Annotated in this window: 15 protein-coding genes; 6 read left to right on the forward strand and 9 right to left on the reverse strand. The window is 58.2% G+C overall.

From position 1 onward, the window contains the following. Positions 1 to 123: 123 nt before the first annotated feature. The 7 genes from ACMYSO_RS20125 to ACMYSO_RS20155 are packed head-to-tail and all read right to left on the reverse strand — an operon-like array spanning position 124 to position 6,538. Positions 124 to 1,350, reverse strand: coding sequence for a Zn-dependent hydrolase (locus ACMYSO_RS20125; protein WP_434667203.1), 1,227 nt, complete (start codon positions 1,348 to 1,350; stop codon positions 124 to 126). Further along, positions 1,347 to 1,829, reverse strand: coding sequence for an L-2-amino-thiazoline-4-carboxylic acid hydrolase (locus ACMYSO_RS20130; RefSeq protein ID WP_123755799.1), 483 nt, complete (start codon positions 1,827 to 1,829; stop codon positions 1,347 to 1,349). The genes ACMYSO_RS20125 and ACMYSO_RS20130 overlap by 4 nt, the downstream gene beginning before the upstream one ends. 17 nt (positions 1,830 to 1,846) lie before the next feature. Further along, entirely contained in the window at positions 1,847 to 3,004 is a 1,158-nt protein-coding gene (locus ACMYSO_RS20135) for a branched-chain amino acid ABC transporter substrate-binding protein (RefSeq protein WP_434667206.1), read from the reverse strand. Positions 3,005 to 3,031: 27 nt separating this feature from the next. Then, entirely contained in the window at positions 3,032 to 3,751 is a 720-nt protein-coding gene (locus ACMYSO_RS20140; RefSeq protein ID WP_434667208.1) for an ABC transporter ATP-binding protein, read from the reverse strand. Then, on the reverse strand, positions 3,744 to 4,511 hold the full coding sequence (locus tag ACMYSO_RS20145; RefSeq protein WP_434667211.1) for an ABC transporter ATP-binding protein: 768 nt from the start codon (positions 4,509 to 4,511) through the stop codon (positions 3,744 to 3,746). The genes ACMYSO_RS20140 and ACMYSO_RS20145 overlap by 8 nt, the downstream gene beginning before the upstream one ends. Continuing rightward, positions 4,508 to 5,614 carry a branched-chain amino acid ABC transporter permease gene (locus tag ACMYSO_RS20150; protein ID WP_434667214.1) on the reverse strand — a complete coding sequence of 369 codons (1,107 nt, stop codon included), beginning with the start codon at positions 5,612 to 5,614 and terminating at the stop codon, positions 4,508 to 4,510. Before ACMYSO_RS20150 ends, ACMYSO_RS20145 begins: the two co-directional genes overlap by 4 nt. 9 nt (positions 5,615 to 5,623) lie before the next feature. Continuing rightward, a complete protein-coding gene (locus ACMYSO_RS20155) occupies positions 5,624 to 6,538 on the reverse strand; it encodes a branched-chain amino acid ABC transporter permease (RefSeq protein WP_434670846.1) in 915 nt (304 codons plus the stop codon). A gap of 207 nt (positions 6,539 to 6,745) precedes the next feature. Here ACMYSO_RS20155 and ACMYSO_RS20160 point away from each other — a divergent pair, with 207 nt between their 5' ends. Continuing rightward, complete coding sequence (locus ACMYSO_RS20160) at positions 6,746 to 7,675, forward strand: LysR substrate-binding domain-containing protein (protein WP_434667217.1); 930 nt, start codon at positions 6,746 to 6,748, stop codon at positions 7,673 to 7,675. Positions 7,676 to 7,679: 4 nt separating this feature from the next. Here the strand turns inward: ACMYSO_RS20160 and ACMYSO_RS20165 are convergent, their stop codons facing one another. Beyond that, positions 7,680 to 8,222, reverse strand: a complete 543-nt coding sequence (locus ACMYSO_RS20165) for a hypothetical protein (protein ID WP_434667219.1) — start codon at positions 8,220 to 8,222, stop codon at positions 7,680 to 7,682. 238 nt (positions 8,223 to 8,460) lie between these two features. On the opposite strand from ACMYSO_RS20165, the gene ACMYSO_RS20170 reads away from it, so the two are divergent. From ACMYSO_RS20170 to ACMYSO_RS20190, 5 genes are all read left to right on the forward strand, one after another. Continuing rightward, positions 8,461 to 10,341 (forward strand): beta-glucoside-specific PTS transporter subunit IIABC, encoded by a 1,881-nt coding sequence (locus tag ACMYSO_RS20170; RefSeq protein WP_434667222.1) that lies wholly within the window; start codon positions 8,461 to 8,463, stop codon positions 10,339 to 10,341. Further along, complete coding sequence (locus ACMYSO_RS20175) at positions 10,338 to 11,762, forward strand: glycoside hydrolase family 1 protein (RefSeq protein ID WP_434667225.1); 1,425 nt, start codon at positions 10,338 to 10,340, stop codon at positions 11,760 to 11,762. Before ACMYSO_RS20170 ends, ACMYSO_RS20175 begins: the two co-directional genes overlap by 4 nt. Beyond that, positions 11,759 to 12,598, forward strand: coding sequence for a BglG family transcription antiterminator LicT (licT, locus tag ACMYSO_RS20180; RefSeq protein ID WP_434667228.1), 840 nt, complete (start codon positions 11,759 to 11,761; stop codon positions 12,596 to 12,598). Before ACMYSO_RS20175 ends, licT begins: the two co-directional genes overlap by 4 nt. A 150-nt stretch (positions 12,599 to 12,748) precedes the next feature. Continuing rightward, positions 12,749 to 13,087, forward strand: a complete 339-nt coding sequence (locus ACMYSO_RS20185) for a helix-turn-helix domain-containing protein (RefSeq protein ID WP_123755809.1) — start codon at positions 12,749 to 12,751, stop codon at positions 13,085 to 13,087. Beyond that, positions 13,077 to 14,357, forward strand: a complete 1,281-nt coding sequence (locus ACMYSO_RS20190; RefSeq protein ID WP_434670847.1) for a type II toxin-antitoxin system HipA family toxin — start codon at positions 13,077 to 13,079, stop codon at positions 14,355 to 14,357. The genes ACMYSO_RS20185 and ACMYSO_RS20190 overlap by 11 nt, the downstream gene beginning before the upstream one ends. A gap of 108 nt (positions 14,358 to 14,465) precedes the next feature. On the opposite strand, the gene ACMYSO_RS20195 is transcribed toward ACMYSO_RS20190, so the two are convergent. Continuing rightward, positions 14,466 to 15,470: a LacI family DNA-binding transcriptional regulator gene (locus ACMYSO_RS20195; RefSeq protein ID WP_123755811.1), complete on the reverse strand. Its 1,005-nt coding sequence runs from the start codon at positions 15,468 to 15,470 to the stop codon at positions 14,466 to 14,468. Between the last annotated feature and the right edge of the window lie 5 nt (positions 15,471 to 15,475).

The following is a 15,475-nucleotide window of genomic DNA, read 5'->3' on the forward strand; positions in this document are numbered from 1 at the left end:
TTATTGTTTTGATTTAGTTATGCTTGATGTTGACGATCCCTGAACGCAGGTAGCAAGCATCATGGCGCAACTGAGGGTCGTCATGGCACCGGGTGGCGCCATGACGACAAAGAGACGGGAAGGTTACTTTTGTGACGCGGCGAGCACCAGGCTGTGCAACAGCACGTTGGCCCCTTTCTCTGCCCAGGCGGGCTGAATGTTCTCCGCTTCGTTATGACTCACCCCCTTCTCGCAAGGGATAAAAATCATGCTGGCGGGCGCAACCTTGCTGATATAGCAGGTATCGTGACCGGCGCCGGAGACCATCGGTCTGGCGCTGTAGCCGAGCGTCGCGACCGCCTGTTCGCTACGTGCAAGGCATCCGGCATCAAAGGCAATGGGGGCGTAATCGAAAATCCGCTCGACGTTTGCCGTCACGCCTCGCGCTGCCAGCGCTTCAGCGGCATGATGCAGCGCCTGTTCCATAGCTTCCAGCGCCGGGGTCTGCGGATGGCGAAACTCGACGCTGCACGCCACGCGTCCCGGTACTACGTTGCGCGACCCCGGAATCACCTGCACCATCCCGATGGTCGCCCGACCGTCGGGGTTGTGCGCGATGCCGATTTGCTCAACTGCCAGCGCCAGTTCGGCGAAGGCGGTCAGCGCATCGCGACGGCTGCCCATCGGCGTGGTTCCGGCATGAGCAGAAAAACCTTCCAGCGAGACGTTGAACCAGCGCTGGCCCATCGCCGCGTGGACGAGGCCGATATCAATGCCTTCCTCTTCCAGAATCGGTCCCTGTTCGATATGTACTTCGTAGCAGGCGTGCAGCGGGAAGGCGACGGTCGGGCGGTCGCCACGATAGCCAATGGCCTCCAGCGCCGCGCCGACGCTGATGCCGTCGCGGTCTTCGCGGGCCAGCGCGAAGGCTTCGCTGAACTGCCCGGCCCAAACGCCGGAGGCGAGCATCGCTGGGGCAAAGCGCGCGCCTTCCTCGTTGGTCCAGTTGACCAGCAGAATATCGCGTTCGGTCTCAACGCCGCTATCGTTGAGCGTGCGCAGCGCCTCCAGTCCGGCCAGCACGCCGTAAATACCGTCATAGCGGCCGCCGAGCGGTTGAGAGTCGACGTGTGAGCCGGTCAACACCGGGGCCAGTTGCGAATCTTTACCGGCGCGGCGGATAAACATATTGCCCATACTATCGACTTCGCAGGGGAAGCCAGCCTCCCGCGCCCACTCGCGCAGCAGGTCGCGCGCCCGACGATCCTCGTCGCTGAGGGTCAGCCGGGTCACGCCGCCGGCCGGGGTGGCGCCAATCCTCGCCATTTCGTTGAGCGTTGACCACAGGCGCTCGCCGTTGACGGTTATCATGGTTTGTCCTTTTTCACGCGATAGCGGAAGTCGCAGCACTTTCCGCCTTGCATAATGGTGGTGGTGCGGGTCAGCTCCACCTCCGGCGCGTAGCCGACGATAAATTTGTCATCGCGGGCGCAGGAAAGCAGGTGGCCAATCTCTCCCAGCCCCATCTCGTGATACATCTCGGCGTAACGGCAGCGGTTAACGTTGTAGTTATACTGCTGGTCGTCGGCGTCCAGTACCTTGACCTCCAGGGCGTTGTCTTTCTCCCACAGATATTGCAGGGCGACAAAGCTCTGGATATTCGCGCCGTCAGGCTCCTGGCTGGCAAAGGTTTTTCCCGCCTCAATGGCGGCGTTTTCAATGGCTTCACCGATGACCGCCTGGGCGCGCGCTTTACCTATCTCGCGCACCAGGATGTCGTAAATCGGCTTGATTATTTCTGCTTCAATTTTGCGGCGGGCGAGAATGCCCAGCTCATTATTATCACTCATCATATTGCCTCACTGCGTTACTGCGTTTTTGCGCCGCCGAGTACGGTTTGCGGCTGCCATTTACCGTCGACGACTTTGTAAACGGTAAAGGTTGGCGCTTTCAGGTTGCCCTCTTTATCAAAGGCGATTTGCCCGGTGACGCCGGAATAGCTAATGGCGCGTAGCGCGGGCAGATAGTCGGCCGGGTCGACGGAGTCGGCTTTTTCCATTGCCGCGACCAGCACGCGGGTGGCGTCGTAGGCGAACGGCGCGTGCAGCTCGATATGGGTGTGATAGCGCGACTGGTAAGCCTGCTCAAAGGCTTTGCCGCCGGGCATCTGGTCGACCGGCAGTCCCGGCTCCAGTGCGACCACGCCGTCGCCTTCTTTCTGCGCCAACTGGAGGAAGGTCTGGCTGACGAAACCGCCCGCGCCCATCAGGGTGGCGTTCATGCCCAACTGTTTGATGCGGCGCGCCAGCGGTGCGGCCTGACTATCGACGCCGCCGAAGAAAATCAGGTCGGCATTTTTGCTGCGAATGGCGGTCAGTACGGCGCTGAAGTCCACGGTTTTGTCGTCAACGTACTGGCGGTCGACAATTTTTATTCCCTGCGCTTCCAGCGACTTAATAAACTCATCCGCCAGCCCCTGACCGAAGGCGGTACGGTCATCGATGACCGCAATGCGTTTGGCTTTCAGGGTTTGTACCGCGTACTGTCCGGCAAACTGGCCGCCGTCATCGTCGTGGCCCATGACGCGGAAGCTGGTGTCGAAGCCTTGCTTAGTATAGGCGTGCCCGGTGGCGACCGGCGCCACCTGGGCAATCCCGGCATCATGATAGACGCGCGCGGCGGGAATGCTGGTGCCGGTGTTCCAGTGACCGACTACGCCAGCGACGCCGCTGTCGACCAGGCGCTGGGCGACGGCGACGGCAGTACGTGGGTCGGACTGATCGTCTTCGGATTGCAGCTTAAAGGTCACCGCTTTACCGCCGATGGTCGGGTGCTGCTTGTTGATGTCGTCAATGGCGAGCTGCGCGCCGTTTTCCAGGTCCTTGCCGATTCGCGCGGAAGGGCCGGTCAGCGGGCCTGCCAGGCCGATAATCACGGTTTCTTGTGCCTGCGCCCATGCGGCGGATGAGGCAAAACCACTGAGCAGAATAGCGGCGCTAAGCGCACTGATTGTTGCTGTTTTCATTGTTTTTCCCTGAGGCTGGTTGGTGTGTTAAGCGGGCATTTCGCCCAAATAAATCTGTGCAATCCGGTCGTCGGCCAGCAGCGTCTGCGACGGACCGCGCTCGACAATGCTGCCGCTGTCCATGACCCAGGCGCTGTCGGTCGCCTCCAGCGCCAGGCGAGCGTTCTGCTCAATTAACAGCAGGGCCACGCCACGCTGGCGCAGGGTGGCGATCACCCGAAAAATGTTCTCTATCATCAACGGTGCCAGACCCATAGACGGTTCGTCGAGGATCAGCAGACGCGGCTGGCTGAGCAGGGCGCGGTTAAGCGCCAGCAGCTGTTGTTCACCGCCGGATAGCAGCCCGGCCAGCTGATGCTGACGCTCGGCTAGACGCGGAAAGGTGGCGAAAATGTCGCTCATTTCCTGACGGACCGCGGCGCTATCGCGACGTAGCCAGGCGCCCATTTGCAGGTTTTCCAGCACCGTCATGCGGGCAAAGATGCCGCGTCCTTCCGGCACCATCACTAACCCTTCGCGGAGCAGGGCCTCGGCGCGACGTTTTCGTATCGGCTTGCCGTTGAACAGGATGTCGCCGCTAAAGGGTTCCAGCCCGGTAATGGCACGAACGGTTGAGCTTTTGCCTGCGCCGTTGGCGCCGATAAGCGTGGTCTGCTCACCCTCTTTAACGCTGAAGGAGACGTCGCGTACCGCCTGGATGCCGCCGTAATGGACGCCAAGCTGGTTAACGGTTAATAAATCAGACATGGATATTGCCTCCCAGCCAGGCGGCGATAACCGCCGGATCGCGGCGGACGGTATCCGGCGTGCCGCTGGTTAACGTTTTGCCGTAATCCAGCACCATCAGGCGATCGCAGATCCCCATCACCAGCTTGACGTCATGCTCAATCATCAGCAGCGTTTTGCCGTCGTTGCGAATCCGCAGCAGCAGTTCGCCAAGGGCCATCTTCTCGGCGGCGTTCATGCCGGCGGCGGGTTCGTCCAGCGCCAGCAGGCGCGGATCGGTGGCCAGCGCACGGGCGATCTCCAGCCGACGCTGGTGACCATAGGCGAGGTCGCAGGCGCGGTAGTGGGCGAACTGCGCGATGCCGGTATACTCCAGCCAGTGCCACGCCAGTTCACGGGTCTGCGCCTCTTCGGCGCGGGCGCGTTTATGGCGGGAGAGGGCGGCCCACAGACCGTTGCGGGTACGCACGTGACGGCCAACCATCACGTTTTCCAGCACCGACATCTCGTTGAACAGCCGCACATTCTGAAAGGTGCGGGCGATACCGGCGGCGGTGACCTTCTCGATATTTTTCGGCGAATAGGGCTCTCCGGCGATGGCAAATTCGCCGCTGTCCGCCGGATACAGCCCGGTAATGAGGTTAAAGCAGGTGGTTTTGCCCGCGCCGTTAGGGCCAATCAGGCCATAGATTTCGCCATCATCAATCGTCAGCGACACGTTATCGACGGCCGTCAGGCCACCGAAGCGCTTTGACATATGGCGTACGCTTAACAGGCTCATGCTTTGGCTCCTTGATGGCGTGCGGGCCAGATGCCCTGCGGGCGGAGCAGCATCACCAGCACCAGCGCCAGGCCATAAAAGAGCTGGCGCAGAATTTCCGGGTCGATCAGCACTTCGCCAAACAGCGCCTGCTGTAGCGGGGCGGCCTGGCTACGCAGCAGTTCCGGTAGCGCAGTGAGCAACACCGCGCCAAGGATCACTCCCGGAATGTGGCCCATTCCGCCCAGCACCACCATCGCCAGCACCGCAATCGACTCTTGCAGGGTGAAGGATTCCGGCGAAACGAAGCCCTGAAATGCGCCGAACAGTGCCCCGGCGATGCCGCCGAAGGAGGCTCCGATGGCGAAGGCCAGCAGCTTGTAGTTGCGCAGATTAATACCCATGGCGCGGGCGACGTCTTCGTCTTCACGAATGGCGTGCCAGGCGCGGCCGATACGCGAATGCTGCAGACGCAGGCAGACGAAAATAATCACCACGATGACCAGCATCAGCAGGTAGTACCACAGCCACAGTGCCGGGACTTTAAAACCGAACCAGTGATAGACGCCGCTAAACTTCAGGCCGAACAGATTCAGCGTATCGACCCCGGAAATACCTTTGGCGCCGTTGGTAATGTTGACCGGGCGGTCGAGGTTGCGCATCAGGATGCGGATAATTTCGCCGAACCCGAGGGTGACGATAGCCAGGTAGTCGCCGCGCAGCTTCAGCGTTGGCGCACCCAGCACGATACCGCAGCCCGCCGCCACCAGCGCGGCGAGCGGAATAATCACCAGCCACGAGGTGTGCAGGCCGTCCGGGAACCACTGATTTAAGACTGGAAACACCTCCAGCAGATGCGGCGAGGCCAGCAGTGCTGCCAGATAGGCGCCGACGGCGTAAAAGGCGATAAAGCCCATATCCAGCAGACCGGTGTAGCCGACCACGATGTTCAGCCCCAGCGCCAGCATGATGTACAGCAGGGCGAAGTCGATGACCCGCACCCAGTAGTTACCGCCAAGCTGGCTGGCGACGATGGGGGCGACCAGCAGCGCGCAGATGAACAGGGTCATACCGGACCACAGGCGGCGGGAGGTGTCTGGTGTAGCGAGTTGTGCTGTTGTCATTATGCTCTCCTAAGCCCGGTGCGCGACGCGTTCGCCGAGCAAACCGGCAGGGCGGAAGACCAGCACCAGAATCAGCACCATAAAGGCGAAGATATCCTGATAGTTGCTGCCGAAGACGCCGTTGGTCAGATCGCCGAGATAACCGGCGCCCAGGGATTCGATCAGGCCCAGCAGCAGGCCGCCGACCATGGCTCCGCGAATGTTGCCGATGCCACCGAGTACCGCAGCGGTAAACGCTTTAATGCCGGGCAGAAAGCCCATCGAGAAGCTGGCGTTGCCGTAGTTGCTGGCCATCATGACGCCGGCCAGGGCCGCAAACGCGCCGCCAATGGCAAAGGTCAGGGCAATAATGGCGTTCGGGTTAACCCCCATCAGCGTGGCGATACGCGGGTTTTCCGCTACCGCGCGCATGCCGCGACCTAAGCGGGTGAATTCCACCAGCAGCCACAGGCCCAACATCACCGCCAGCGCCAGCACGACGGTGACGATGCCGGTCACGGTGACGATCGCCGGCGGATGTCCGGCGCTGCCGTGGGTCACGGCGATGGGGTCCATCGGCAGGATCTGCGGAAACATCAGGGGATTACGGGACCAGACGATCATCGCCACGGTTTGCAGCAGCACCGAAACGCCGATCCCGGAGATCAGTGGCGCCAGGCGCGGAGCGTTGCGCAGTCGACGGTAGGCAAAGCGTTCCACCGCCATTGCCAGCAGGCCGCAAACGATCATGGCCAGCATCAACGCCAGAATCAGCTGCGCCAGCGGCGACAGCCCGGGGAAATGGGCATTCAGGGCATTCATCCCGGAAAGCGTGGTCAACGCCCCCACCATCAGGATATCGCCGTGGGCGAAGTTAATAATGCGCAGAATGCCATACACCATGGTATAGCCCAGCGCGATCAGGGCATAGATGCTGCCGAGCATGACCCCGTTGATAAGTTGTTGTATGAGAGTGTCCAACTGAATAACCCGACAATGAGCTCAAATTACGGCTACCATCTAATAAATGAATTAAATTGTAAAATACGGATATATTCTTTCTTATGAAGTTTGTGATTATTTATATCTTTATGATTTTTAATAATATTAAATGAATGGCAAAAACGTGTACTGCACTAAGAAAATCAATATATGAAAAAAACAGAATCATTGACGGGGCCGGAACTCACTACGGAAAGCGCGTTGACCAACGATCCGCCGCTGCGTGCGGTGCGCGCGTTTGAGGCTATCGCCCGGCTGGGCAGCGTGACGCAGGCCGCTCGGGAGCTGGCTATCTCGCCTTCGGCGGTGAGCCATCAGCTGAAAGTGCTGGAGGAGTACCTGAAAATTTCGCTGACTGAAAGGCAGGGCCGGCGGCTGACCCTGAGCCAGCAGGGCAGGGAGTATTATCGCTCGATCCGCGCGGCGTTTAATGTACTGCGCCAGGCCACCGAGCATCTGGTGGATCAGGTACAAACTCAGCAGGTCACGATCAGCCTGATCCCACTGTTCGGGATGGGCTGGTTTATTCCTCGCCTGCCGTCTTTTGTCCACGCCAACCCCCATACCGAAATCAATGTGGTGTATGCCAACCATCGAAACTATCTAAGCGATGCATCGGACATGTCGATTCGTTTTGGCGACGGGCAGTGGGCCGGATATCAGAGCGAAAAGTTGATATCCGGCAGAATGGTGCCGGTATGCAGCCGGGCGTTTATTCGCCTGCACGGGCATATTGATACCCCGGAACAGCTGCTGCAGATGCCGTTGCTCCATGACGAGGAGCGCACGACGTGGAACCAGTGGTTTGTTCAGCAAGGGGTAAAACGCCCGCCGCGTTCGACGGGGCCGCTGTTTGAAGATGGCCTGCTGACTCTGGCGGGCGTTCAGGCGGGCCTCGGCTGCGCCCTGATGCGCGAACCGCTGATCGCCCCCTATCTGAACAGCGGCGAGCTGGTGAAAATCATCGATGCCACCATCGACGATGGCCGGGATTACTACCTTTGCGTACGCCAGGACAGCGATATGACGGCGAACGCGAAACTCTTGCAGAACTGGTTACGCCAGCAGGCCCTGGGGTAGCTGGCTACTCATCCAGCGTGAAGGTTTGCGCATAGAGGATAACGATGCCCAGCGCGTTGCTGCGTTTTATAACCGTAATCCGGTTGTCATCGGGATAGTAGCCAAAGGGATAGCAGATGCGGATCTCTTTTTGCAGCTGCGGATCTTCAACGTAGGCTCCGGAGCAACTGCGCGATCCGCCGGAGGTATACTGGTAGGGCGCGGTATAGGTGGACTCCTCGCCGGGCAGCAGCCAGGTCAGGGTGGTCAGTATCACATGTTGGATCAGCATCGCCAGGCCAAAGGCCAACAACACACTGCCGCCCACGACGGTCAACCACTGGCGAAGAGAGGTGTTGCGCGTGTTGCCCTTACGGATGATAAACCAGATAAACAACGCGCTGCCCAACAGCGCCAGTCCCAGGGCAACATACAGCATATCGCGGATCATGGCCGGATAGAGAAACGTGACCCGATCGATTTCGACTCGCCATGTCACGCTGAAAAAAATCACCAGCAGGGTCACGACGGTGACGGATATTAACCATGGGTAGCTGTATTTTTTCATTGATTAGCCTCCTTGCTGGAAGATGTATTCGCTTAAGAATTTACTTAATCCAGTTCACACTTTTGTTCGGTCATCATTGAAATCGGCAAAGGCCGCTTAGATAATCCGCCGAAATAACCCATTTTTATGATGGCGTGCTACTGCGAAAGCAGGCAAGACCAAAATAGGAATGCTCTCCCGTACAGTGGGGAGCGTCTCTGTTTTGGTCTTTTTTTTTGCCCCAACACCAGGGAACACTATGAACTATAACGAAACAGCAGAAAAAATCCTCCACGCGGTGGGCGGCGCGGAGAATATCCGTATGCTCACCCACTGTGCAACCCGGTTGCGCATGGAGTTCAACGACCGCGCACAGGTCAACGACGCGCAGATTGGCACCATTCCCGGCGTGATCAGCGTGGTGGAGAAGGGCGGCCAGTTCCAGATTGTTATCGGCAATGAAGTGCAGCAGGTGTACCGCCTGCTCAATAAAGCGCTACCGGAAAAGAAAAACCCGGCAGGCGGCGATAAAAACGCCAAACCGGCCGGTATCGTCGCGCGGGTTATCAGCGTCATTTCCACCACCTTCACCCCGGTTATCCCGGCGATTACCGGCGCGGGGATGATTAAAGCGCTGCTGGCGATCCTCAAACTGACGGGAGTGATTAGCGAAACCAGCTCGACCTGGCAGCTGCTGAATATTATTGCCGATGCCGCCTTCTTCTTCCTGCCGGTGCTGCTGGCCTACGGGGCGTCGCTGAAGTTTGAATGCAACCCGATTCTGGCGATGACCCTCGCCGGCGTGCTGCTGCATCCGGGCATCGGCCAGATGCTGGCGGCCGGTAAAGCGGTCGATTTTGTCGGCATCAACGTGCTGCTTTCCGATTACGCCGGGTCGGTGCTGCCGATCATCCTGACGGTGTGGTTGATGTCGTGGGTGGAGCGCTTTGCCGAAAAAGTGTCGCCCTCGATTATCAAGTTTTTCATTAAGCCGATGCTGATCCTGTTGATCACCGCGCCGCTGGCGCTGGTGGTGGTGGGGCCGGCGGGCATTTTGCTTAACGATCTGGTGGCTGCCGGAGCAGGCGCTATCGACCGCCACGCCAGCTGGTTAATCCCGATGCTGATGGGCACCCTGCAACCGTTCCTGATTATTACCGGCACCGCCTGGGCGATGACGCCGATTGCCACCGGGCAGCTCAGCAAAAATGGCTTCGAAATGATTAACGGCCCGGGGATGCTGGCGTCAAACGTGGCGATGGGCGCTGCGACGCTGTGCGTGGCGCTGAAAACCAAAAATAGCAACCTGCGCCAGCTGGCCTCTTCATCGGGCTTTACCGCGCTGCTGGGCATCACCGAACCGGCGCTGTACGGGGTCTTGCTCAAGTTCCGCCGTGTGATGATCGCGGCGATGATCGGCGGCGGTTGCGCCGGGATGTACGCGGGCTTTAGCGGTCTGGTGCGCTATGCCTTTGTTTCTCCAGGTCTGGCGGCGCTGCCGGCGTTTATCGGTGAAAATCCGATGAACATCGTCCATGCGCTGGTAACCTGCGCGATCTCCATTGTGGTGACCTTTACCCTGACCTGGTTTATCGCCTTTAAAGATGCGCCCGAGGAGCAAGAAGTGGCTGACGTGACGCCACCGCCTGCCGTCAGCCCGAAAGGCGAAAGTGACATTGAGGTGCTCAGCCCGCTGCGTGGTCAGGTCGTGCCGTTAAGCGAGGTGAATGATGATGTCTTCGCCAGCGGTCTGCTGGGGCAAGGGGTGGCGATTCGTCCGCAAGAGGGGTGCCTGAAAGCGCCGTTTAATGGCAAGGTGATGATGTTCCTGCCGTCATGCCATGCGGTTGGTTTACAACATGAAAGTGGACTTGAACTGCTGGTGCATATCGGGATTGATACCGTCAACCTCAACGGCCAGCACTTCAGCTCTTCGCTGAAGGTCGGGGATGTGGTGGAAGCCGGGCAGGAGCTGATCCGCTTTGATATCGCCGCCATCGAGCGTGCCGGATACGATGTGATTACCCCGGTGGTGGTGGTCAATGGTGACGAACATTGCCAGCTCAGCGTGACCGCCGCCGCGCAGGTGAATTATGGCGAGCCACTGATGGTGCAATCCGCGAAGGAGGCTCAGGCATGATCTATCAACAGCAGGCCAGGTTCCCGGACGGTTTTTTGTGGGGAGCATCGACTTCGGCCTATCAGGTCGAAGGGGCGTGGAACGAAGACGGTAAAGGGCCGTCGGTTGTCGATATGCTCAGCCACCCGCCGGGAACGGCAGATTTTCGTGTCGCCAGCGACCACTATCATCGCGTGGAAGAGGATGTTGCTCTGATGGCGCAGATGGGTCTGAAGGCCTATCGCTTCTCGGTGGCCTGGTCGCGGGTGATCCCGGACGGCGACGGCCCGGTAAATCCTGCCGGGCTGGCGTTTTACCACCGTCTGATTGAGGCACTGGTCCGCCACCAGATCACACCGATCGTCACGCTGTATCACTTTGACCTGCCGTGGGCGCTGGAACTCAAAGGGGGCTGGATGCGCCGCGAGACCGGCGAAGCATTTGTCCGCTATGCCCGGCTGCTGTTCAACGAGTTTGCCGATAAAGTATCGCTGTGGCTGACGATCAACGAACAGAACACCATGATCCTCCACCCTGGTGCAATTGGCGTGCCCGCCGATCGGGCGCTGCCGGACAAAAAGGCGCTGTACCAACACAACCACCATATGATGCTGGCCCAGGCGCAGATCTTTGCCCTGTGCCACCGTGAGTTTCCTGGGCTGCGCATCGGCCCGGCGATCAATACCACCTCGATGTACGCCGGCAGCTGTAAACCGGAAGATGCCATCGCCGCGCATAACTGGGAAACGTTGCGTTGCTGGGGCTTTCTCGATGTCGCGGTGCACGGGCGCTACAACGCCCTGGCGTGGGCCTATCTTGAGGATCGCGGCCTCGCGCCGGAAATGCTGCCGGAAGATGCTTTGATTTTACAGCAGGGGCGCCCTGATTTTATCGCCATCAACTACTACTCGACGGCCACTATCGTGGCCAGCCGGGGAGACGGCAATGATGTCGCGCCCCGCGCCGGCGATCAGCAAATTATGCTGGGGGAAACCGGGGTGTATCGTCCGGCGGAAAATCCGTGGGTCGATAAAACGCCATACGGCTGGGTGGTGGACCCGGTCGGCCTGCGCCTGACGCTACGCAAAGTGTGTGAGCGCTACGGTCTGCCGATTCTGATCAGCGAAAACGGCATGGGAGCGCCGGATAAGCTGGAGCACGATGGAACGGTGAATGATGATTACCGCATCGCTTTCCTGGCGGCGCATATCGAGCAAATGCGTCTGGCGATCGCCGACGGGGTCGAGCTGATGGGCTACTGCCCGTGGGCGGCGATTGATGTCGTCAGCACGCACCAGGGCTACGCCAAGCGCTACGGTTTTATTTATGTCGACCGCGGCGAGGAGTCGCTGAAGAGTCTGCAAAGGATCCGCAAGCGCAGCTTCTGGTGGTATAAGGATGTCATTCGTCAAAACGGCAACCACCACGAGTCTCAACCATGATTGTTCAGAAGGTGCTTAATAATAGCCTGGTGCTCTCTTCCGACGACGATAACCGGGAGGTTATCGTCATGGGAAAAGGCATTGGTTTTAACAGCCGGCCGGGAGATGAGATAGCGGCGGAGAAGATCGAGAAGCTGTTCGTGACCCAAACGCTGGGCACACGCAGCGGTTATCTGGAGGCGCTTTCCGCGATCCCGGATGAGGTTATCGAAATGGCGGCGATGATTATTTCCCGCGCCAATATGCAGTTGGCCAACAAGGTTCGCGAGCAGATTTTCTTTACCCTCGCCGATCACCTGACGTTTGCCATCGAGCGTAGCCGCAAGGGGATCGCTATTCAAAACCGCCTGCTGCCGGAAGTCAGGCGCTTTTACCCGCAGCAGTTCCGCGTCGCCAGCGAAGCGGTGACAATTATTCGCCAGCAGTACGCCATTGAACTGCCGGAAGAGGAAGCCGGCAATATCGCTTTTCATCTGGTCAACGGCCAGAGCGAGGGCGATGACGTGGCGCAGACCATGCAGTCGGTGAAAATGCTGAAGGATATTTTTAATCTCGTGCAGTATCACTTTAAGCAGGAGATAGACACCGAATCGATTAACTACTCGCGCTTTCTGGTCCATATGCAGTTCTTCCTGCAGCGTTTACAGGAGGGGGAACTGGACGGTGCGCGGGACAGTTTCCTGCTGGTGCAGGTGATTAAGGAGTACCCGGAAGCCTACCGCTGCGCGCTGCGGATCCGCGATTACGTCAAGGCCCAGCTCGATATAACCCTCGGCGGGAACGAGCTGCTGTGGCTTACCGTCCATCTGGTGCGGATCACCGGCCTTGATGCATGAACTTGTTCTATTAATAGTGCGTATTATTAACTTTTGAGTCATTTATAGGACATCATTACATTGTGCCTGCTTCAGTCGGTTGAATTGTGATGTTCTATAAACAGGATATACTTGCAAGATATGCGCTATTAATAAGACAAGAGATTCACCATGGCAAAGCCTTCAGCTCGAACCTACTCCCGTTACAGTCGCGATGCTGCCCGACTGCTGGGTATGATGATCCGTACCGCACGCATCGAATCCAAACTCACCATTGAAGAGCTGGCGGAACGTGCTGGCGTATCGCGAGGGCTCGTCTATCGTGCTGAAGAAGGGGATATGGGATGTGCGATTGGTGCCGTGTTTGAACTGGCGACTATCGTGGGAGTGCCGTTGTTTACACCCGACAGATCGGCTATGTCATTGCATCTCGCAAACGCCGAGAAAACGCTGTCGCTGATGCCACGCGCAGTCCATCACTCAAGGAAAGAGATAAATGATGATTTCTGATAATCATATTGCACAGGTGTATGTCTGGATCTGGTTGCCCGGCGCTACGGAGCCGGTTGTCGCAGGCGTATTAAGCAGGGGTAACCATCGTTTTATCTTCAACTACGGTCGCAGTTATCTGGAGCGAAAAGAGGCGATAGCGGTTTATGCGCCGGAACTTCCGTTGGTCAGAGGCGCGATTTTCCCTGCGCCAGGCTTACAGCAGGCGAGTGCGTTACGTGACGCTGCACCTGACGCCTGGGGGCGGAGAGTGATTCTGAACCGGCTGATGGGGGCACAAGGGAGAAATAGCGATCCCAACACGCTGGATGAAATGACCTACCTGCTTGAGTCCGGCTCTGACCGGATTGGTGGCCTTGATTTCCAGCGTTCATCGACGGAGTACGTTCCACGTTCGCCGCGAGGGGCATCGCTTGAAGAACTTATGCAGGCCGCGTCGATGGTGGAAAACGGTATACCGTTAACCGTCGATCTTGAACAGGCGTTATTTCATGGTACTTCACTCGGTGGCGCGCGGCCAAAAGCGATGATTGAATTCGGGGAGCGTAAATTTATTGCCAAATTCTCTTCTTCAACGGACACCTATAACGTTGTTAAAGGTGAATATATCGCCATGCGCCTGGCTGCCAGCGTTGGGTTAAATGTTGCACCTGTTCTCTTTCGTCATACAGCCGGTAAAGATGTTCTGCTTATTGAGCGTTTCGATCGCCTGCGAAGCCAGACCGGATGGCAGCGTCGCCTGATGGTTTCTGCGCTGACCATTTTGGGCCTTGATGAGATGATGGCAAGGTATGCAAGCTACGAGGAGCTGACGGATATCATACGCCAGCGTTTTAGCGCACCTAAAGAAACGCTACGGGAACTGTTTGGTCGTCTCGTCTTCAACGTTATTTGCGGCAACACCGACGATCATGCCAGAAATCATGCGGCATTCTGGGATGGTAAAGCGCTTAGCCTGACGCCTGCATATGATATTTGTCCGCAAGGACGCGCAGGCAATGAAGCCACGCAGGCGATGCTGATCGTCGGTGAAAATCGTATGAGTAATCTTGCCGTATGCCTGTCGGCAGCCTCCCGATTTTTGCTGAGTGAACGTGAAGCCACTGAGCTTATTTCGTATTATCTCGAAACGGTCCGTATGAACTGGAAAGCCATTTGTGATGAGGTAGAACTAAGTGAAGTAGATAGAAAACTATTTTGGGGAAGGATGTTCCTCAATCCGTTCATTTTTGAAGGTGCGCCGGAAGCGATGATGGCACTACGCCAGTAGCGTACTCGACGCATTCGATGCCGCGTCAGTTTAACGCGGCAAAGTCAATTATCTGCTAAAGAGTCAGCTGACGTTTTTCAATGCCATCACTCACATCGCGCGGGTAAATCAACGATGGCGAATTTGCAGCGTCGCCGGCAGGTAGCGCTGTAGCGGCTCGGGCGTGTTGCCCTCAATCAGTTGGCTTATCAGGTCATAGCAGTGCCAGGCCAGCTGGCGGTTATCCTGCTGCACGGTATCGATACGCAGCGACAGCGAATCGTACAGATAGTGGTCGTCGAAGCTCGCCAGATGGATCCCGGAATCCAGTAAATGGTGCTGGCTCATATAGCGCAGTACCCCTTCCAGCAGGCCGCAGGCCGCAGTGAACAATGCCTTTGGCGGTCGTCCGAGCCGCGCGCAGAGCGCGGCAAACATCTCGTAGCCGGAGCTGGGATGATAGTTGCCGTTAATCACCCACTCGGGGCGTAGCTCCACCCCGGCGTTCGCCAGCCCTTGGGTAAAACCGGCCAGACGATCGCGCGATGGCGACAGCCGCGGCTGCCCGCCGAGGAACCAGAATTCGTCGCGATGCTGCGGCGCAATGCGGGAAATCAGCTCAGCCGTTGGGCTGACGGAGTCGGTCATCACTAGCGGCAGCGTGCTCTCGCTGGGGCAGCGGTCGAACAGCACCACCGGCAGCTGCTCGCTGAGCTTGAGGTAATCGGCATCGTTGTGCATGCACGAGGCGACAATCAGCCCGTCAACCTGGCGGGCAATCATGTTATTGACCACCATGCTCTCCTGGGCCGGATTTTCATCGGTGCAGGAGATGAGCAGCTGAACGCCAGCCTCACGACAGAGCATTTCCAGTTCGTGGGAGAAGACGGCAAACCCGTAGTTAGTGATTTCAGGGACCACCAGGCCGATGGTATGGCTACGGTTATCCCGCAGCGAGCGGGCGTGAATACTGGGCTGGTAATGTTGTTCGCGGGCGATCGCCAGCACGCGGTCGCGGGTTTCCTGCGCCACGCGGAGCTCTTTACCGCGACCGTTCAGCACCAGGCTGGCGGTCGCCTTTGAGACACCCGCCAGCTCGGCGATATCTTTAATAGTAACGCGTTTGGTTTTCATCACGA

Source organism: Klebsiella sp. B345, from assembly GCF_051131735.1.
In the GTDB taxonomy this organism is placed as follows: Bacteria; Pseudomonadota; Gammaproteobacteria; order Enterobacterales; family Enterobacteriaceae; genus Klebsiella.

Excerpts from the sequence above, each read along its gene's own strand:
- ACMYSO_RS20175 (WP_434667225.1), top strand. The coding sequence starts at position 10,338 with ATGATCTATCAACAGCAGGCCAGGTTCCCGGACGGTTTTTTGTGGGGA.
- ACMYSO_RS20140 (WP_434667208.1), bottom strand. The coding sequence starts at position 3,751 with ATGTCTGATTTATTAACCGTTAACCAGCTTGGCGTCCATTACGGCGGC.
- ACMYSO_RS20135 (WP_434667206.1), bottom strand. The coding sequence starts at position 3,004 with ATGAAAACAGCAACAATCAGTGCGCTTAGCGCCGCTATTCTGCTCAGT.
- ACMYSO_RS20160 (WP_434667217.1), top strand. The coding sequence starts at position 6,746 with ATGAAAAAAACAGAATCATTGACGGGGCCGGAACTCACTACGGAAAGC.
- ACMYSO_RS20145 (WP_434667211.1), bottom strand. The coding sequence starts at position 4,511 with ATGAGCCTGTTAAGCGTACGCCATATGTCAAAGCGCTTCGGTGGCCTG.
- ACMYSO_RS20185 (WP_123755809.1), top strand. The coding sequence starts at position 12,749 with ATGGCAAAGCCTTCAGCTCGAACCTACTCCCGTTACAGTCGCGATGCT.
- ACMYSO_RS20170 (WP_434667222.1), top strand. The coding sequence starts at position 8,461 with ATGAACTATAACGAAACAGCAGAAAAAATCCTCCACGCGGTGGGCGGC.
- ACMYSO_RS20155 (WP_434670846.1), bottom strand. The coding sequence starts at position 6,538 with ATGCTCGGCAGCATCTATGCCCTGATCGCGCTGGGCTATACCATGGTG.
- ACMYSO_RS20165 (WP_434667219.1), bottom strand. The coding sequence starts at position 8,222 with ATGAAAAAATACAGCTACCCATGGTTAATATCCGTCACCGTCGTGACC.
- ACMYSO_RS20125 (WP_434667203.1), bottom strand. The coding sequence starts at position 1,350 with ATGATAACCGTCAACGGCGAGCGCCTGTGGTCAACGCTCAACGAAATG.
- ACMYSO_RS20130 (WP_123755799.1), bottom strand. The coding sequence starts at position 1,829 with ATGAGTGATAATAATGAGCTGGGCATTCTCGCCCGCCGCAAAATTGAA.
- ACMYSO_RS20150 (WP_434667214.1), bottom strand. The coding sequence starts at position 5,614 with ATGACAACAGCACAACTCGCTACACCAGACACCTCCCGCCGCCTGTGG.
- licT (WP_434667228.1), top strand. The coding sequence starts at position 11,759 with ATGATTGTTCAGAAGGTGCTTAATAATAGCCTGGTGCTCTCTTCCGAC.
- ACMYSO_RS20195 (WP_123755811.1), bottom strand. The coding sequence starts at position 15,470 with ATGAAAACCAAACGCGTTACTATTAAAGATATCGCCGAGCTGGCGGGT.
- ACMYSO_RS20190 (WP_434670847.1), top strand. The coding sequence starts at position 13,077 with ATGATTTCTGATAATCATATTGCACAGGTGTATGTCTGGATCTGGTTG.